12 protein-coding genes are annotated in these 15,227 nt (G+C 53.7%); 3 read left to right on the top strand and 9 right to left on the bottom strand.

The window, feature by feature from the left end:
* Positions 1 to 74 precede the first annotated feature (74 nt).
* From GSQ91_RS12815 to GSQ91_RS12785, 7 genes are all read right to left on the bottom strand, one after another.
* Complete coding sequence (locus GSQ91_RS12815; protein WP_158821962.1) at positions 75 to 1,031, bottom strand: class I SAM-dependent methyltransferase; 957 nt, start codon at positions 1,029 to 1,031, stop codon at positions 75 to 77.
* A gap of 44 nt (positions 1,032 to 1,075) precedes the next feature.
* Entirely contained in the window at positions 1,076 to 2,569 is a 1,494-nt protein-coding gene (locus GSQ91_RS12810) for a B12-binding domain-containing radical SAM protein (RefSeq protein ID WP_158821960.1), read from the bottom strand.
* 203 nt (positions 2,570 to 2,772) lie between these two features.
* Positions 2,773 to 3,465, bottom strand: coding sequence for a GTP cyclohydrolase II (gene ribA / locus GSQ91_RS12805; RefSeq protein ID WP_158821958.1), 693 nt, complete (start codon positions 3,463 to 3,465; stop codon positions 2,773 to 2,775).
* 527 nt (positions 3,466 to 3,992) lie between these two features.
* Positions 3,993 to 4,880: a hypothetical protein gene (locus GSQ91_RS12800; RefSeq protein ID WP_158821956.1), complete on the bottom strand. Its 888-nt coding sequence runs from the start codon at positions 4,878 to 4,880 to the stop codon at positions 3,993 to 3,995.
* Positions 4,881 to 4,984: 104 nt separating this feature from the next.
* Positions 4,985 to 6,748 (bottom strand): multicopper oxidase family protein, encoded by a 1,764-nt coding sequence (locus tag GSQ91_RS12795; RefSeq protein ID WP_158821955.1) that lies wholly within the window; start codon positions 6,746 to 6,748, stop codon positions 4,985 to 4,987.
* Positions 6,745 to 8,232 (bottom strand): hypothetical protein, encoded by a 1,488-nt coding sequence (locus tag GSQ91_RS12790; RefSeq protein ID WP_216845216.1) that lies wholly within the window; start codon positions 8,230 to 8,232, stop codon positions 6,745 to 6,747. Before GSQ91_RS12790 ends, GSQ91_RS12795 begins: the two co-directional genes overlap by 4 nt.
* Before the next feature lie 86 nt (positions 8,233 to 8,318).
* Positions 8,319 to 9,320: a nucleoside hydrolase gene (locus GSQ91_RS12785; RefSeq protein WP_158821953.1), complete on the bottom strand. Its 1,002-nt coding sequence runs from the start codon at positions 9,318 to 9,320 to the stop codon at positions 8,319 to 8,321.
* A 381-nt stretch (positions 9,321 to 9,701) separates the two neighbouring features.
* Between GSQ91_RS12785 and GSQ91_RS12780 the strand changes: the two genes are divergently transcribed.
* Genes GSQ91_RS12780 through GSQ91_RS12770 form a run of 3 tightly spaced genes read left to right on the top strand, consistent with a single transcriptional unit; the run spans position 9,702 to position 11,289 of the window.
* Complete coding sequence (locus GSQ91_RS12780; RefSeq protein ID WP_158821951.1) at positions 9,702 to 9,899, top strand: hypothetical protein; 198 nt, start codon at positions 9,702 to 9,704, stop codon at positions 9,897 to 9,899.
* A 50-nt stretch (positions 9,900 to 9,949) separates the two neighbouring features.
* Positions 9,950 to 10,732, top strand: a complete 783-nt coding sequence (locus GSQ91_RS12775; protein WP_158821949.1) for a hypothetical protein — start codon at positions 9,950 to 9,952, stop codon at positions 10,730 to 10,732.
* The gene (locus GSQ91_RS12770; RefSeq protein ID WP_158821948.1) at positions 10,729 to 11,289 is read left to right on the top strand and encodes a hypothetical protein; all 561 of its coding nucleotides are present in this window, start codon (positions 10,729 to 10,731) and stop codon (positions 11,287 to 11,289) included. The genes GSQ91_RS12775 and GSQ91_RS12770 overlap by 4 nt, the downstream gene beginning before the upstream one ends.
* Positions 11,290 to 11,331: 42 nt before the next feature.
* Here GSQ91_RS12770 and GSQ91_RS12765 read toward each other — a convergent pair whose 3' ends face one another.
* Together GSQ91_RS12765 and GSQ91_RS12760 are read right to left on the bottom strand one after the other, a co-directional pair.
* On the bottom strand, positions 11,332 to 12,066 hold the full coding sequence (locus GSQ91_RS12765) for a helix-turn-helix domain-containing protein (protein WP_158821946.1): 735 nt from the start codon (positions 12,064 to 12,066) through the stop codon (positions 11,332 to 11,334).
* 762 nt (positions 12,067 to 12,828) lie between these two features.
* The coding region (locus tag GSQ91_RS12760) for a chitobiase/beta-hexosaminidase C-terminal domain-containing protein (protein ID WP_174240681.1) at positions 12,829 to 15,227 on the bottom strand (2,399 nt) is incomplete at its 5' end.

The raw sequence follows: 15,227 nt of genomic DNA, 5'->3' as shown, positions 1-15,227 counted from the left end.
CTCCTGCAGTCCTCTAGTGCAACGGCCCACATGAACTACGATCTGGTTTCGCTGATTCTCTTCAAAACGGTCGGTCATACATTCTTCCGGGCTACATAAATGCGGAACCGGGAAGGTTCTCTCTTCCGGCGTAACTTCGCCACAAGAGGACGCATCGCCCACTGGATACCATATCTAGGAGAATGTATCGCCCACTGGATTGACAGTTGCTCTTCAAGGAGGCGCAGCCGACTGTTTGTAAGATACTCAAGACTCTTAATGGAGTCCGAAGCGGTTCCATAATGGTGAGCAAAGGCGGCACGGCGCTCGGAAACCATTTGTCTGCCACTTTCCTCGCGGGAGTACCATGGCGTGTCGCTGATAATCACTAAGCCTCCGCTTTTGACGCACCGGAATGCCTCACGCAGAGTAACTTCGTAATCTTCGGAGTAATGAAAAGAGGCGTTGAATACTACAGCATCAAACTGCTCGTCCTGAAACGGCAGACGTGCAGCCTCAGCCTGGAATCTCAAGAAGGGCTCAGGCAAGCGTCTCTGATAATGCGCAGCGGCCCCAAGCCCATCGCGATCATTAGAGAGCAGATCTACTGCAAACGGATGGTACCCTGCGAGCGCCAGACGAAAGCTCATCCAACAGTTCCCTGCTCCAAGATCCAGAATTCTTCCCCCATTTTCCTGAGGAATTCGTTGCAGCACGTGCCGCATCAAATAGTCATAACTGCGCGCCCTGATATCCCATTGCTTACTATTTCTACCGGTAATGTCCTCATAAGGGAGGCCCAGATAAAACTCTTCACTTCCGCTTCCTCGGCCCTCTGCAGCCCTTATGCGCTCATAGTCCTCCATGAAGCGCGCGTAATACGCAACACGCTCTGCAGGTAGAGCGTGCACGATTCCGCGGCTGATCTGAAGTCGGAAACCGCACGACATACAGTTCATGCCACTCAAGTCGGCCCTGCAGGACGGGCACTGCATACGGACGCTTAAGTGGATAGTAGTATCGTCAGCAATGTCATTTTGCAATGCACTCATCGCTACCCCCTCTTCGTATATAGCAAGATGTGATAGTTCGGCATCTATACCCCTCTGAGCTGCACCAATTGCTCAACAGACACGATCTCAGACGAGGTAAAAGTGGAAAGACTATCGAGAGGCAAGGCTTCTTCATCGCGGCTCATCGGCTCCAGTTCGTTCACCTTGCGCCACAGTGCGTCGATCTGCGCCTTTGTTCTGCTCTGTGCCTTTGAGTCTTGCCAGAAATCGACCTCAGCATGCAGAGCGTCGCGCACGGCACGATAGAAATCGGTGTTATAGGCTGCTCTGAACATGATGCAAAGATCATCACTGTCGGTCCAGTTGCGCTTTTGCCCGAGCTGTGTCTTTACGCGTTCATAGAACACGGTACCCGGCAGCGGATACGAGAATGAAATTCCGATGTCGTTGGGGCGCATCTGCCGGACAAAGGCAATCGTCTCCTGTAGCTCTACCCAGGTTTCACCTGGGTAGCCAAACTGCAAAAAGAAGCAGGCACGAATGCCAGCTTCTTTCAGGCGACGACGGGCAACAATAACGGAAGAAAGACTTAGACCCTTGTCCATCGCGTTGAGCACGGCTTGCGATCCGGATTCAACACCCATCCATACTTCAGCACAACCCGCGGCCTTCAGGGATTGGACGGTCTGCTCACTCATCAAGTCGGCACGAGACTGTATTTTGAAAGGAACAGCCGCATCTCTTTTCGTGACTTCCTCAGCAAACTGTTTCATCCAGTGCTGGTTCAATGCAAAGACATCGTCACTGAACCAGATATGCTGGACTCCTACATCGAACTTCAGCCGTTTCATCTCTTCGGCAACAGTTCCGGCGGGTCGCAAATGAAATTTATTGCCGGAGATTGGTTTCGCACACCAGTTGCAGCGGTAAGGGCATCCACGACTAGACACCATATTCGTTGAAAAATAGCCATGTGTTTTCATCCATGCCGCGCGATACGGCTCCAGATCGATTAAATCGCGCGAAGGCAGAGAAAGCTCCGACCATGCTGGATTTTTCGATAACCGCTGTGCACTCTGGACAAGGTGGCCCGTTTCGTCGAACCTCACCATACCCTCTATCTCCGGGATTGCTTCGGCATGCAATATAGAAGTACAGAGCTGTACAAGAGTCTTCTCTGCCTCTCCGCAAAGCACATAGTCGAAGCCCTTCTCCAGAAACAAGGTAGGGTTATCGGTCGAATCGGAACCATGAACGATGACGATAGCGCCGATAGCATGCGCGGCTTTCGCGATCTCCCACGCCACCTCTCTCATGCGTGTGAGACACATCTTCGAAAGAAAGTTGAAGTCGTCCTCATAGACAGCCACAATCTTCGGCTGGTGGCTTTCTAATATCGCAGAGAATGTTGCCGATGGATCCTCAAGCATCGAGTCGAATACTGCGACAGAGATATTATTCTCCCGCAGTGCAGTTGCCGCATAAAGCGTGCCAATCGGAGTGTACGGCTGCATCTTGCGCAGCTGCTTCGCGTCATATGGAAGATGATACGAATGCGTCAGTAGGACATGTGCCAAAGTTCACCTCGGGTATTTGCTCGCTGACAGGTTCAGCCGATGGCCTCCAGCGTATGTGCCAGGCACATTAGCGCAGCTGGCAGATTCCCTTTACGAGATGTAGCGTAGTCCCATCCAGTGCAGGCAGTTGTCTCAAAATTGTCAGCTCAATGTCATCCCTTTCCCGTACGGAATCCGGATAATTTTGCGTATTACATCCCGACCTAAACGCTGTCGCGAGCATTTTTAATAACAGCTGCGCTATGAGTTGATTGCCCGCGATGACTGGTATCGGATGAGATGGCTGCAGGATTGAGGAAATGACCAAGCTTCTCGCGCTTAGTGGCAAGGTACCGGTCGGAGTGAGGGCTGCCTGGAACATTAGCGCTCAGGCGCTCGACAATTTCAATTCCCGCCGTGAGCACAGCATCGATCTTCTCAGGGTTATTGGTCATCAATCGAAGCGAACGAATCTTTAGAAGCCGAAGAATCTCTGTAGCAAGTGCGTAATCGCGCAAATCGACTAGGTGTCCCAAAAGAAGGTTGGCTTCGATTGTGTCGAATCCTTGCTCTTGAAGTTCATAGGCGCGCAGCTTCTCCATGAGGCCAATACCTCGGCCTTCCTGATGCTCATAGAGCAGAATTCCTGTACCTTCATCCGCGATCATGCGCAAGGCCAGGTGAAGTTGGTCATGACAGTCACACCGTAGAGAGTGGAAAACATCCCCAGTCGTGCACTGAGAATGAATGCGAACTACTGGAGGAGAGCTGTAGATATCGCCCAAAACTAACGCCAGTGCAGTCTCTTTAGGCTTTCCAGTCGTTTCATAATCGGCCTGTATGCCTTCAAAGGCCAACAGGCGGAAGTTCGCCCATTGCGTTGGAAAATGTACATCAGCGATTTGTTTTAATTTCATCAATTTGGGATAGTTTCTCGAAAGGCTTTGCTGCCGTTCGTGATTTCTGGCAAGAGAGCCGGTTCGTCAGTTCTCTGCGAAGAGTATCCCGTCGCTTTCGTGCATGTGTCACCAGAAGGTCTCGATATGATCATCGCCTTGTCAAAAGTGCGACGCTTGTTGCTCATGGTGCCCTGGTGCGGCGGAATTGGTACAGAACGTGATCTCCTAAATGCCGCCAGAGGGCGTGAAAGATCGCGGTCGAGAGCCTCTATCGCCGCAGGTAGGCGTGGCGGCCTTGAAATTCAAGGTTCGGCAGCACTGGGTGGCACTGCGACACCAATGCCACGATGTTTTCCAAAATAAACAGGGAGCGAAGGGCAGCGGCAATGCGACGTCACCTCTTCTTTGAATCGCCTTCGCAAACGACGAGAACTGTCCGCTAGCACCGTGCGTGAAGGACTATCAGATGATGAGACTAGCTCACCTTCAAAGAGAGATTGTCATTCCATCGTAAAGAGATTGTCACCGTTTTGTTGTGCCCGTTTCTAGCAGACGGTCAGGTACGCTAACAACCAAGCAAGAACGACACCGGCATTATGACTACCCGCGAAATTCTGAGCATATTCATTTGGTAGCACGTCTCGAGAAAATTCGCCGAGATCGTTAACTATCCCGGATAGGAACAAGTAGGGCACGGGATCTGTCATTGCCCGGATAAGTGCACTTGTCGTCTCAATGCTTCCTATATTTACTCCTGGGTCAGCAGCACGGCACGCAGCGATGGCTAGACGATCGAACTTGTTGTACTCGGCCGGATTATCAACATTAACGTCTCCGACTGCGGTGAACTCGGCATCCAGGTGCACTGCAGGCGCGCTTTCTCCGTGGATAGGAAGAAGCATACGGGACTGCACGTCGGCCCACCATTTTGCGGGCAATTCACGAATAAGTCTTTCAAAGGAAGAGTGAAAAGATGATTCGATCAATTTACCAACGAGTGTAGCCGGCCAATTAGAGGGCAGCGGTTCCTGATTCTGACCTGAATCGAAGATAAAGGCACGTGTTCCGACGATCACAGACCCTTGTTGGGACGGAGTTACGCTTGCTGCTGTACCTACCGCAATCACAAGATCAGGCACAGAGCCTTGCAGAACAAGAGGGATATACCCAACCTTCTGAGCACTAATAGATGTATCGGCAAAGTCCGCCAAACACCAGAGTTCGACGCGACATCCACCGACCTGCAGCGTGTTGCGAAACTCGAGATCATAGTTTCCCGTGGGATCCGGCCATGGCTCTGGGAGGATGGGCGGTGTTTCCCAGGCTGGTGGTTTGGACGAGGCGTGAGAGCCAGGCGCAAAGGGGGCGCGTAGAACCGCCAGGATTGGTGCGATCTCCCATTTCTTGTTCACAACAACAACGACACGCTTCATAGGTTAAGCTCCTGTTCAAGGATCGAATTGCGACAAGAAAAACACGCTGTGCATAACGACGCCCAGCCGAGGTCAGGCTTACTATGCTGTTGCTTTCCAGGCAATTACCCCATGGAATGGTGATAGTTTGGTCGCTTATCCAGGATCAGGAAGTTCTGCATCATGCCGGTGTCTTCGTGCGGCAGAATATGGCAATGGAATACTGACTTTCCGCTCCACTCTTTGAAGCGCATCCATATAACAGCTTCTGTATTCTGTGGAATCCATATGGTGTCCTGGATCAACCCAGGCATCTGTTCCACGCCACCAATCGATTTCACCTCGAAGCTGTTCACATGGATATGGAAGGGGTGTCCTTCTGTACCTCCCTCCTGGGAGTTGGGAACCATGATGTGCCATTCTTCGCACTCATCCACAGCGACGACAGTGGGCACAGCAAGCTCGTCGTAAATTTGATTATTGATCTCGAAATCGAGGCCGACCACCGGATTCTGTATTCCCGGATATGCGCTGGAGAAGACGAAGAAACGTTTCCGCTTGATATCCTCGCTCATAATAGGCGCGTCACGTGTGTTCTTGGGGAGATGACGCGGAACTTCCATATCCAGAGGCTCTCCTTCTACCTCAATGATGGCGATGGTCTTCTCCGGTGCGGCCAGGAACTGTTCGCTTTGTTTCAGTTGCAGGATTCGATATGTACCGGGCTTGGAACTTGCCTTAATAAGGAACTCTGCACGATTCGCTGGCCCGAGCAGGACCTGCGCTCCAAAGCGCGAGGCGTTCCGCAATTGTGGCGAGGCGAAGTTATTGCCGTCCATGGCGATCAGCCACATGTCCTGACCTTCCACCATGACGGGCATCATGAGATCTGAGCATGCGTTCAGGAGGCGGAAACGCGCCACCTCACCGGGGCGCATCTTATAGACATAGGGGGTTAGCTGCCTAGCAATCGGCGCAGGCTGATCGCCATTTTCAGGCGGTACGGGATTATGGGTTTCCTTGAAGAAAGGCTCCCCATTCAAACAGTAATAACGCAGATGGTAATCGCCCGTGGTAAAGCCACAATGGAGGGGTGGTCTCTTAGGATGGCCATCGATCGTGACTTCACCTGCACCCTTGGAGTAGGTCTGCCAGATTGCATTCTGCGCTGGCTCAAAGCTGTCGGTGTAATCTGCGTGGGGTTCATTCGTTTCAAAGAGCCCGATATCCGACACCACCATGATGTAGTCTTTGGCCGCTTTGATTTCGGGAACTTCATCGATGGCCCCGCGGATGATCAGAGCTCCAGCCATACCCGATACAGCCTGTACCGCTGTCGATCCATGAGAGTGCGGATGATACCAATTCAGCCCTGGGGGCTGGTCGTCAGGAATAACAAAGGGGTAATCCTTTTCTCCACCTGGAGGGATAGAGATCATTGGCGCCAGCGGATTACTTGTGCCCAGTGGTTCAAAGATGTGCGGAGGGACGTCCAAACCGTGCAGGTGAAGATTGACATTGCCAAACATGTGCGGGACATCCATGTTTCCGCCCCAACCGGTGGAGTCCGATGCAGGAAGTGAGTTCTTCATGCGAATCCGAAGGGTACGACCCGCCACAGTGTCGATGGGTGGACCTGGTATCTGCCCGTTGTACGCGCGCAGTTTTACCTTCACTCCATCCATGGTCTTCAGAAGGAAGCCGCAGTCCAGAACTAAGTCCGGCTTGAAGTCCGCTTGTTCCACAAGCGACAGCTCAGTTGCAGTTGGCTGGACACATACAGGTTGCGACTGAGGAACCGCCTGAGGAGCAACAGAAGCTGATGCCGTAGAGCCGACTGTAGCTCCTGCGGCCAAAACAAGAAAAGACCGACGCGTCAAATCGCTCATTTTGCTCCTTTGTGCACGGCGCTGGTCCGCAGGAAATTTGTTCTCAGCACAGTTGGATTTGGAGTGGGCGAAACCTGGTTCGGATCCGTACAGGCCTGCGGCGCATGCTCCGTATTGAAGTACCCATACTGCGTGAAGGCCACCGCCAGTTGCAGGGAGGTATCCATACTGATTGCTGTTGGGAATCGGCCTCCGGGAAAGCTCTGTGGAATGGTCTGATTCTGAAAGTAGGAAGCATTGTCGAGCGAGTAGTTTTCACACAGACCTGGAAAGCCGAAGCTGGGAGGCACGTTCACACCCATCTCCGATGGCGCGCCGTTGGGAACGGCATAAGCGCTGGAGTGGCACGAAGTACAGGAAGACTGAGGATTATCGACCGGACCGGCCAGTCGACCAGCGCAGCCCAAATGTTGGAAGAGCGGATTATCTTTATCAATAACGCTTTGCTGTATAGATAGACTCGCTGTCTTCGGAACTGCAGGAAAACTCCATGGGTCAGAACCCCACTGCAGCCCTACGGGCACGAGGTGATCCCAGAAGGTATTGCCAGCGCTGGCACCATCGAACCCAAAGGTGCCATATACCCAATGCGTCGGAGACCTGAAGTCTACGACCGCGACGTCGACCTGCACAATGCGTGAGATCTGCACTTCACGATCACATTCGTAACCCTTGTCTGCGGTGACCTTATGGCGATCGATCTGCCACTGTGGGGAGCCCTTCAGGCTAGGGACACACTCTTCGGGCGCATTGGTCGTCAGAATCTTGACGACTACCGTACCTTCTTTGAATGGAAGCCCTGCTGGCACCGTTGTTCCCAGATATGTGCTGACCTTAGGCACGCCGGTTGTGGGAATGCTACGGCCTATCGCATACCCTCCATACTCGTTGTAATAGCCTACGGACCAGGATTCAAAGCCATACGGCCAATCCTTCTTGCAGGCATCAGTTTCTCCAACATACAAATTGCTCGCATGTGGAGAGTTATTCACGAGATCAGCGAGGTGAGCGGTGCGCTCATTCGTTGTTCCATGCACGAACTCCCTCCCTGCCGTCGGATCGTAGGACATCCAGGGCACATTGAACCAACGTGTTTTGTGGTTGACTTCAACCCGATAGCCGACCTCGTTGCTCAGATTCGGGTCTTGCCCTTCCTTCACATATTGAAGAACGGCATCCATGTATTTATCCCAGTTCTGGCCGTGCCAGTTCGGAGAGGAAGGTTTGTCAAAGCTCGGAGTAAAGTTGACGTCGATCTTTAGCCAGGCGCATTCGAGGCACTTGTCAGGAACCGTTGCGGGAAAGTTCTTGCTGAGCTTGAAGATCGGAGTCGTGTGTACAGGTGGTGGGTCGGTCACTGCATTGCGGAAGGCAAAGTAGGCCGCGTCTTGCGGCGTGGATTGTTGTGCCTGTATGCCGCTAGAAGGGATCATGATCGACAGCAACAAGGCTACGGTCGCAGGAAACAAGATTTTGAATCGCATAGGGATAGTTCCTCTTCTCTTTGCTCTCGGTTGTCTTGCACACAAAGCAAATCGCCGAGAGAGCCTCTCCCGGCAGCGAAACAGCATCATTGATCAGAAGGAGCAGACAGGAGTTGCAGAATATATTCGTAGAAACCTGGAAGATCGCTGAAGCTAAAGTAGACTTGTTGCCGCCGAGCATCACTCTCAGTAGCAGCAAGCGATCGAATCCAACCCTGCTCAAACCCCCAGGTCACAACTTCGAGAGGCAGGGACCGCGGCGCGGTATACAGATCGGGGCGCGTCAACCAACACGTTGCGGTCACGTCCCAGAGCCGATAGAACTCTTCCTTGGTAACCAAGCTATAGGCTTCAAATGCCAGTTGCGCATAACGGCTTTTCTTTCCTAATTCCTGAAGAGAGTTTAGGAATTCCTTTTTTACCGGGGCTGTATTGCTGATATCTAGTGGAAAGACCCGTATGTCATGGAAATGTTTCAGAGCGTAGTCCACGGCATACGGGTCCCAGAAGGCATTCCACTCCGCGTGCGTATTGGCCACTGCAGATGGCAATGTCTTCGGATCCAGATTGCCATCGACATCGATCGCGCCGCCCACCCACACGATCGAGACGATGCCGTATGCCAATTCGGGATTCCTTTCCAACACCATCTGTAACGGCGTCAAAGGGCCGGTGATGAGCAGCGTCAGCGGATCTTTATCGGATATCGCCGCCTTAAGAAGCTTTACAAGGAGCTCTTCTCCATCTAGCGGGGGTGTCGTAACCTCCGGTTTAAATTCTTTGAGGCTGGGAATCTCGCCGAAGCTAATGCAGTCGCTCCGATAATCCCATGGGAATGCATTCCATCCACGAGCACGACTCAGAGCTACTGGGACGTCTTTTCTCCGAAGAAACTGTTGTAACTTGGATGCTGCCTGCATGGCAGGCTCTGCGAGACAGTCGGCATTCACGATAATGACCCCTGCCAGCTCGATGCCAGGCATGAGCGTCAGAAGCATGGTGCAGATATACTCATCGATCGCCGCATCCTGGAGGAAGACGACCCGTTGATGCCCCTTCGCTGCCGTTTTGGCTGTGCTTAGGTCCATGGCTTGCCATCGCTCTTTCGATCACTGAATGGAGATCATGCAGGGCCCAAACGAACCAGGAAAGCCGAAGCACAGGCCACCTGTTGTGTGTCACGGCGGAAAAGCTTTCCTGAAACGAATGGGAGCATAATCAAACCTGCCTGTGTATACGGCAATCACACGGATCAAAATGTGGCGTATCCGAAACTTTCGGAGAAAATTTCTCGCAACATATGCGATTAAATGTAGTGTTTTATCAAATTCCACGAAAGAAGAGGTTGAGCAATTAATGGAACATCTACGTTTCGTTTACGCCACAAAACACACAAAGTCATCGGGATCTCCTATCATGCCCCCTAGTCTCCGCGCAGCGCATATTTGCGCTGCCAAAGGAGACTTTGTATGTTCAAGAATCTTGCTCGCAATATCGCTGCTATCCTCATCCTCACTCTCGCAGTGTTGGCTACACCGACTATCCACGCCTCAACAACAGCAAGCACTCCCACCGCGCCGACTTCTTCGGGTGTAACTGGAGGAGATCCTGAACCTACATCACCCGATGTAGTACAGATGGTCCTCATATTGCTCCATATGGCATAAAATAGGTTTGCAGGATCGTCGCAAACTGCCGCCCAAGTGGGAGAGCACAAATGCACCTTACGGGCCTCAATCTCCTGTTTTGGGCGGCCAGCTTTGCTGGACATATAACGTTGTTGTGGGTTCTATGCATACGGCATCGTGTGAAGGCTTTCCCTTTTTTCACAGCGTTCATAGCGTCCAATGTGTTGAGAACGATTGCTCTCTATGCCATCGCGCATTCTGGAACGAAAGCAGCTTATTTCTACACCTATTGGTATCTCGCGATACTAGATGTCGGCCTGCAGCTTTGCGTCGTCTATGAACTGGCTTCGTGCATATTTCGTCCGCTGGGAGTCTGGGCAAAGGATGTGCGGCACAGCTTTATAGGCTTGGGTAGTTTGAGCATTGCAGTAGCGGTGGCTTTGGCTTGGATTGCAAGCCCGCCCACTCGGTTGTGGATGCAGTCAGTCATGATCAGAGGCAACCTCTTTTCTGCAGCTTTGATGAGCGAACTTTTTGTCGGCATGATCGCGCTATCCGTGACGGTAGGTTTGCCCTGGAAAACCCATGTCGCCAACATTGCTCAAGGACTCGGCATATATTCGGTCATTGACGTACTGGTAGAAGCCGCGCACAGTTATTTCGGACTGGGCCGAGATACCCGAGCTTACGATGACCTATCCCATGCACGAATTGCTGTATATCTCGCCTGCACCCTGTACTGGATTATCATGCTGTGGCGCGAAGCACCCTCCTCTCGCAAACTGCCGGCACAAATGCACAGAGACTTGCTAACCTTACAAGGAAAACTGGAATACAGTCTTCAAACCCTTCGTTCACGGAGCCGTCAATGAGCATACACACAGCTCTATTCTTGGCTGCTATTTTGATTTTCGTCTTGATCTTGGGCTTGGCTACGGCCTATTACTCTCGTCGAGCGCGCAGCACCTCCACTGGGGACTGGCAGCAAATACTTGGGCGCTTGACCATGATGGATCGGGATGGCGTAGCTCAGGTAGCACTGGATTACGCTGACGAATCAGGAAAACGTAGAACAGACGATTCCTGCGCGGAACTGGAGTCGCCACAAATATGGACACTCATCGGGGGGCTTGAGGGGCTCGAAGCGCTCGAAAGGAATAGCATAGTGCTGGTAGATTTGGCTTTTTACGTCCAGCAATGGTATCCAGAGGCCTTGGTTCTTGCAGAAGAATTGAGACTCAGCGCAAGAGAAGTCCAATGGCACGTAGAAAGACTTCAGGGAGCAGCGAAAACGGGCAATCTCGAAAGTTCTTTCGCTGATTATGCGCAGCCCGCAATTGCTAAGTACTATCTCATGACCCGTCAGATTCTTGCGCTTTATGAACGAGGCAATCTTCCCATGCTCATCGACCTTCAGCGGACGATCTAGCTCAAACGAACGCTCGTCTTGTATCGCGATTTGACTCCCTGGCTACGCAACAAATCGCATCGCACCAGCCACTACACGGCCAATCACTTCAACCTCTTTTCGATAGCGCCAGCGCTGGCTAGATGCGTGAGACAGTGGGTGAGTAACCAAAGTCAACCAGATCGAGTCTTTGTCCAGCTCACACCAACCACAGACGTAACCAGCATGTGTGAGGAGAAAATAGATTGGGCGGTCGAATTCATTCGTCCACTCCTTGCGTGATGCTATCGTTCTCTTTTGCGTATCAATCTTCAGGATCGCCCCCGCACGAATCATGGGGTCGAGCGTTCTATCACGCCTCCCGATTATGGCACGCCGATACTGACTCGGTAATGGATCATTTTCAGGAGGCAGAAGCGTGGTCTCTTCGGGTGGTTGATCTGTAGTGAAACTGTCTGGCAACAAATAGCGTGCTTGCTCGTCCAGCGGACCATTCGCCAGAAGAAGTGTCGTGTTGGGCCCTGGAAGCTGGTGATTCTGCGGTGGGCCATTTTCGCCTGGCCGACATTGACGCAATAGCTCCTCTGGAGCCTGATTGTGGATAGCGGCCAAGGAGAGGAGCTTAGGAATTGTTAGCTCGTGCTTCCCCCTCTCCACGCGAGCTAACCAGCTGGCAGAGATCTGATAAGACTGGTCGCCCCATTCCTGGGCAAGGCAAACACTGCGCTCTTCGACCTCTCGCAGAGAAAGCCCCCATTGTCGACGAATTGCTCGAAGCCTTGTTCCTATCCCGACCATGAAGACCTCCGGAGAGATGCATCCATTGCTTACAACTCAATGGATTGCCAGATGTTTTGTACCAGTGGAGTGTTAGTGTAGCGCAAATATTAAAGGGCCCCAGTTTTCTGTACCAAATCGTGTGCCATTCTGCAACTGGTCCGGGAGGAAATCGATGCTCCACGCTTGATTTCGATCTCGGCGAAGATGGGTCTGGACGGTCCCGAATCTCTCGTCTACCCTCGACTTTCTGGTATGTGATGGCCTTCAGCGAGCGCTAATGCTGCCGGAGACAGCGTCGGAGATTGCCGCGCAGGTCTTCTTGAGTTCGGGGGCCAGCGAACGCTATCAACCCAGCAGGTACCTTTGGGAACTCGGGTAAGAATATCCTCGTTGGTCCAGGCATCGATAGCGGAGATGTTGCTCTGATCAAGAACTGGCGAGTACATGAGACTGCCCAACTCCAGTTTCGCTGGGAGATGTTCAACGCGTTCAATCATCCCTCCTTTGGCTTGCCGTACACAGACCCATCCCAACAATCGAATTTTGGGCAGATCGCAACCATCGGTTGCGATACCGCCTCGCGTCATGCAGGGCGGTATCAAACTCAGCTTTTAGCCACTAAAAACCAGCGTTTCAATAGCGTTGTGGATGATCTGCGGGGACACAAACGCCAAAGCATTCGCGATTAGGGGTAGACAAAAGCTGACCGGTTACTGCGAGGACAAAAGGCCCAGCCTCGCTGTGTGCAAGGCTGGGCCTTTTGTCCTGAGTAGGTTCTGGTCAGGGGGTTACGTTGTCGATCGTTGCGGTGCTGAGTTGGGTATTGTTGTGCGAGCAGACAGCGAGGCCTTGTGTTGCATCAGTCGCCATGGTGATCGTCGCTGAACCGAGTTCGGTCCAGGTGCTGCCGTCCGGCGATGTGTAGGCGGTGAAGATGGAGCCTGAGCGCACTAACTGCACCCAGTAGGGCGCGACAAGACCGGTGGTTTCCGGGCCATTGGTGGCGCTGGCACTGGTCGCGGTGCGGTACTGGAAGCTGACGCCCTTGCCCGGCGTGACGTAGATGCCGGCATAGGTGGCGCCAGCGGCGGTCGTCTCGCGGATCATGACACCAGCCTTGGCCCAGGAGTTGGTGTTGGTCTGGCTATCGACGCGCGCTGTGATGGTGACCGAGGTGCTGGTGGTGGGCTGGTAGACGTAATGGAACTGGTCGGCGGTGCCATAGATGTCGGCTCCGGCGCCAGAAACGGTGAAGGCCGTGCCGCTGTAGCTGGCGCTGCCGAGTGCACCTGGAGCGCCAATGTCGAGGTCGGTCCAGGGCGCGGGCAACACGTTGACGGTGACGTTGGTGAAGGCTGCGGTCGAGAGCTGAGTGTTGTCGTGTGAGCAGACTGCAAGGCCTGCGGTGGCCGAGGCAGCCATGGTGACGGTCTCGGTGCCGAAGACGGTCCAGTTTACGCCGTCCGGCGAGATAGAGGCGGTGAAGGTAGAGCCATTGCGCACCAGTTGTACCCAGTAGGGAGCGGTGAGGCCGGTGGTCTCAGGTCCGTTGACGGCGGTGGCATTGTCAGAGGGACGGTACTGCAGGCTGGCTCCTTTTCCCGGCGTGATGTAAACCCCAACATAGGCCGCTCCCGAAGCGGTCGACTCGCGGATCATCACTCCGGCCTTGGCCCAGGAGTTTGTATCGGTTTGGCTGGTAACCTCGGCGGTAATGGTGAGGTTGCCCGTGACCGGCTGCGAGACGTAGTTGAATTGGTCGGCGGTGCCGTAGATATCGGCGCCGGAACCAGAGACCGTGAAGGTGCCGCTCGTATAGCTGGCACTGCCGGCAACGCCAGGCGCGCCGATGTCGGCGTCGGTCCAGTTGGTGGGAAGGCCGGAGCCCGTGATGGTGTAAGAGGCCGAGGCAATGGGACTGTCGGTGTAGCCGCTCTTGTAGGCAATGGCTTGCAGTGTGGCGCTGGCGGAGAGAGAGATGGGCGCGCTGTAGACGGTGCCGTTGGTTTCGGACGGTGTCGTGCCGTTTGTGGTGTAGCGGAGCGTGGCTCCGCTGGTGGTAGTCGAGAGGATGACTGACTGAGTGCCGGTGTAGCTCCCGCCAGCTGGAGAAAAAGCGGGGGTAGAGGCCTGCGGCTCAACGACGAGGTTAACAGCAGATGTTTGGCTCACGGTGCCCATGCTGTATGCCGTGATGGTAAGGGGATAGGTTCCGGCGGCTGTGGAACTGGTGGTTGCGATGGTAAGGGTCGAGGTTCCGCTGCTGGTGATGGTGGTGGAACTGAAGCTGGCGGTTGCGCCCGTGGGCAGGCCGCTGACGCTGAGGCTGACGGTGCCGCTGAAGCTGCCCTGCGCTGTGACAGTGGCAGTCGATGTGGTGTTCGAGCCGGGAGCGATGGCCTGTGGGCTGGTCGCGCTGAAGGTGAACGACTGATAGCGTTTGTTCTTCAGCCAAAGGAATTTCGAGAACCGATCCGCACTGGTCGTGGTGCCCCCAGCGGTGAAGTCGGCCCCCACCATCGTTGCATAATCGTTCGGGAGAAAGTCCGCGGTTAGCAGCCAGCCACTCCGAATATAGTCTGTGGAAGCTGAGTTGCCGGAGCCCGTTTGACCGTTGATGATGCCGGAGTAGTCGCCTGGCCCAAGGGTCATGACATCGACGAACGTATTGCCAAAGGGGGTCAGCATGGCAGGGGTGAGGCCATACTCGCCGGTCATGTATGCCCGGTAGAATCCATTGACGTCCAGGCTACCGTGATCATTGTCTTCGTCGGTGATAGCAGGCATAGCGTAGCCCCAACTGTAAGCAGTATTGCCAGCGCTGTCTGTATATGAGGTCACGCCCGAGGCGAAGAACCAGTTGAGATTGTCCTGCACGAGCTGGTGGTACTGAGCGGAGAGCGTGGGATTATCGCCGAGAATGTCATGCGCTGTGGCCAGGTTCTGGAAGGCGTAGTTGAACATCATGACCTGGTTCCAGGGCACAGGAGTTCCGCCTTTGTAGGGATCGCCTGAGGCGAAGTAGAAGTGGTTGGAGTTGGAGAGATCCAACTCCGAAAGTAGGATGTGGCCGCTGATGGCAGTGTCGCCGCCCTGCACGTAGGTCTTGGCGCGGTCGAGGTAGGTTACGCCATAGCCGTCCGGGTCGCCGATGGTAACGGTATTGCTCCAAATGGAAG

This window comes from Granulicella sp. S156 (genome assembly GCF_009766105.1).
In the GTDB taxonomy this organism is placed as follows: Bacteria; Acidobacteriota; Terriglobia; order Terriglobales; family Acidobacteriaceae; genus Granulicella.
The sequence above is the reverse complement of the archived record's forward strand: the minus strand, read 5'-3'. Positions and strand labels throughout refer to the sequence as shown.

Coding starts and splice junctions, on each gene's coding strand:
- GSQ91_RS12815 (WP_158821962.1), bottom strand. CDS start 1,031: ATGAGTGCATTGCAAAATGACATTGCTGACGATACTACTATCCACTTA.
- ribA (WP_158821958.1), bottom strand. CDS start 3,465: ATGAAATTAAAACAAATCGCTGATGTACATTTTCCAACGCAATGGGCG.
- GSQ91_RS12800 (WP_158821956.1), bottom strand. CDS start 4,880: ATGAAGCGTGTCGTTGTTGTTGTGAACAAGAAATGGGAGATCGCACCA.
- GSQ91_RS12795 (WP_158821955.1), bottom strand. CDS start 6,748: ATGAGCGATTTGACGCGTCGGTCTTTTCTTGTTTTGGCCGCAGGAGCT.
- GSQ91_RS12790 (WP_216845216.1), bottom strand. CDS start 8,232: ATGCGATTCAAAATCTTGTTTCCTGCGACCGTAGCCTTGTTGCTGTCG.
- GSQ91_RS12785 (WP_158821953.1), bottom strand. CDS start 9,320: ATGGACCTAAGCACAGCCAAAACGGCAGCGAAGGGGCATCAACGGGTC.
- GSQ91_RS12780 (WP_158821951.1), top strand. CDS start 9,702: ATGTTCAAGAATCTTGCTCGCAATATCGCTGCTATCCTCATCCTCACT.
- GSQ91_RS12775 (WP_158821949.1), top strand. CDS start 9,950: ATGCACCTTACGGGCCTCAATCTCCTGTTTTGGGCGGCCAGCTTTGCT.
- GSQ91_RS12770 (WP_158821948.1), top strand. CDS start 10,729: ATGAGCATACACACAGCTCTATTCTTGGCTGCTATTTTGATTTTCGTC.
- GSQ91_RS12765 (WP_158821946.1), bottom strand. CDS start 12,066: ATGGTCGGGATAGGAACAAGGCTTCGAGCAATTCGTCGACAATGGGGG.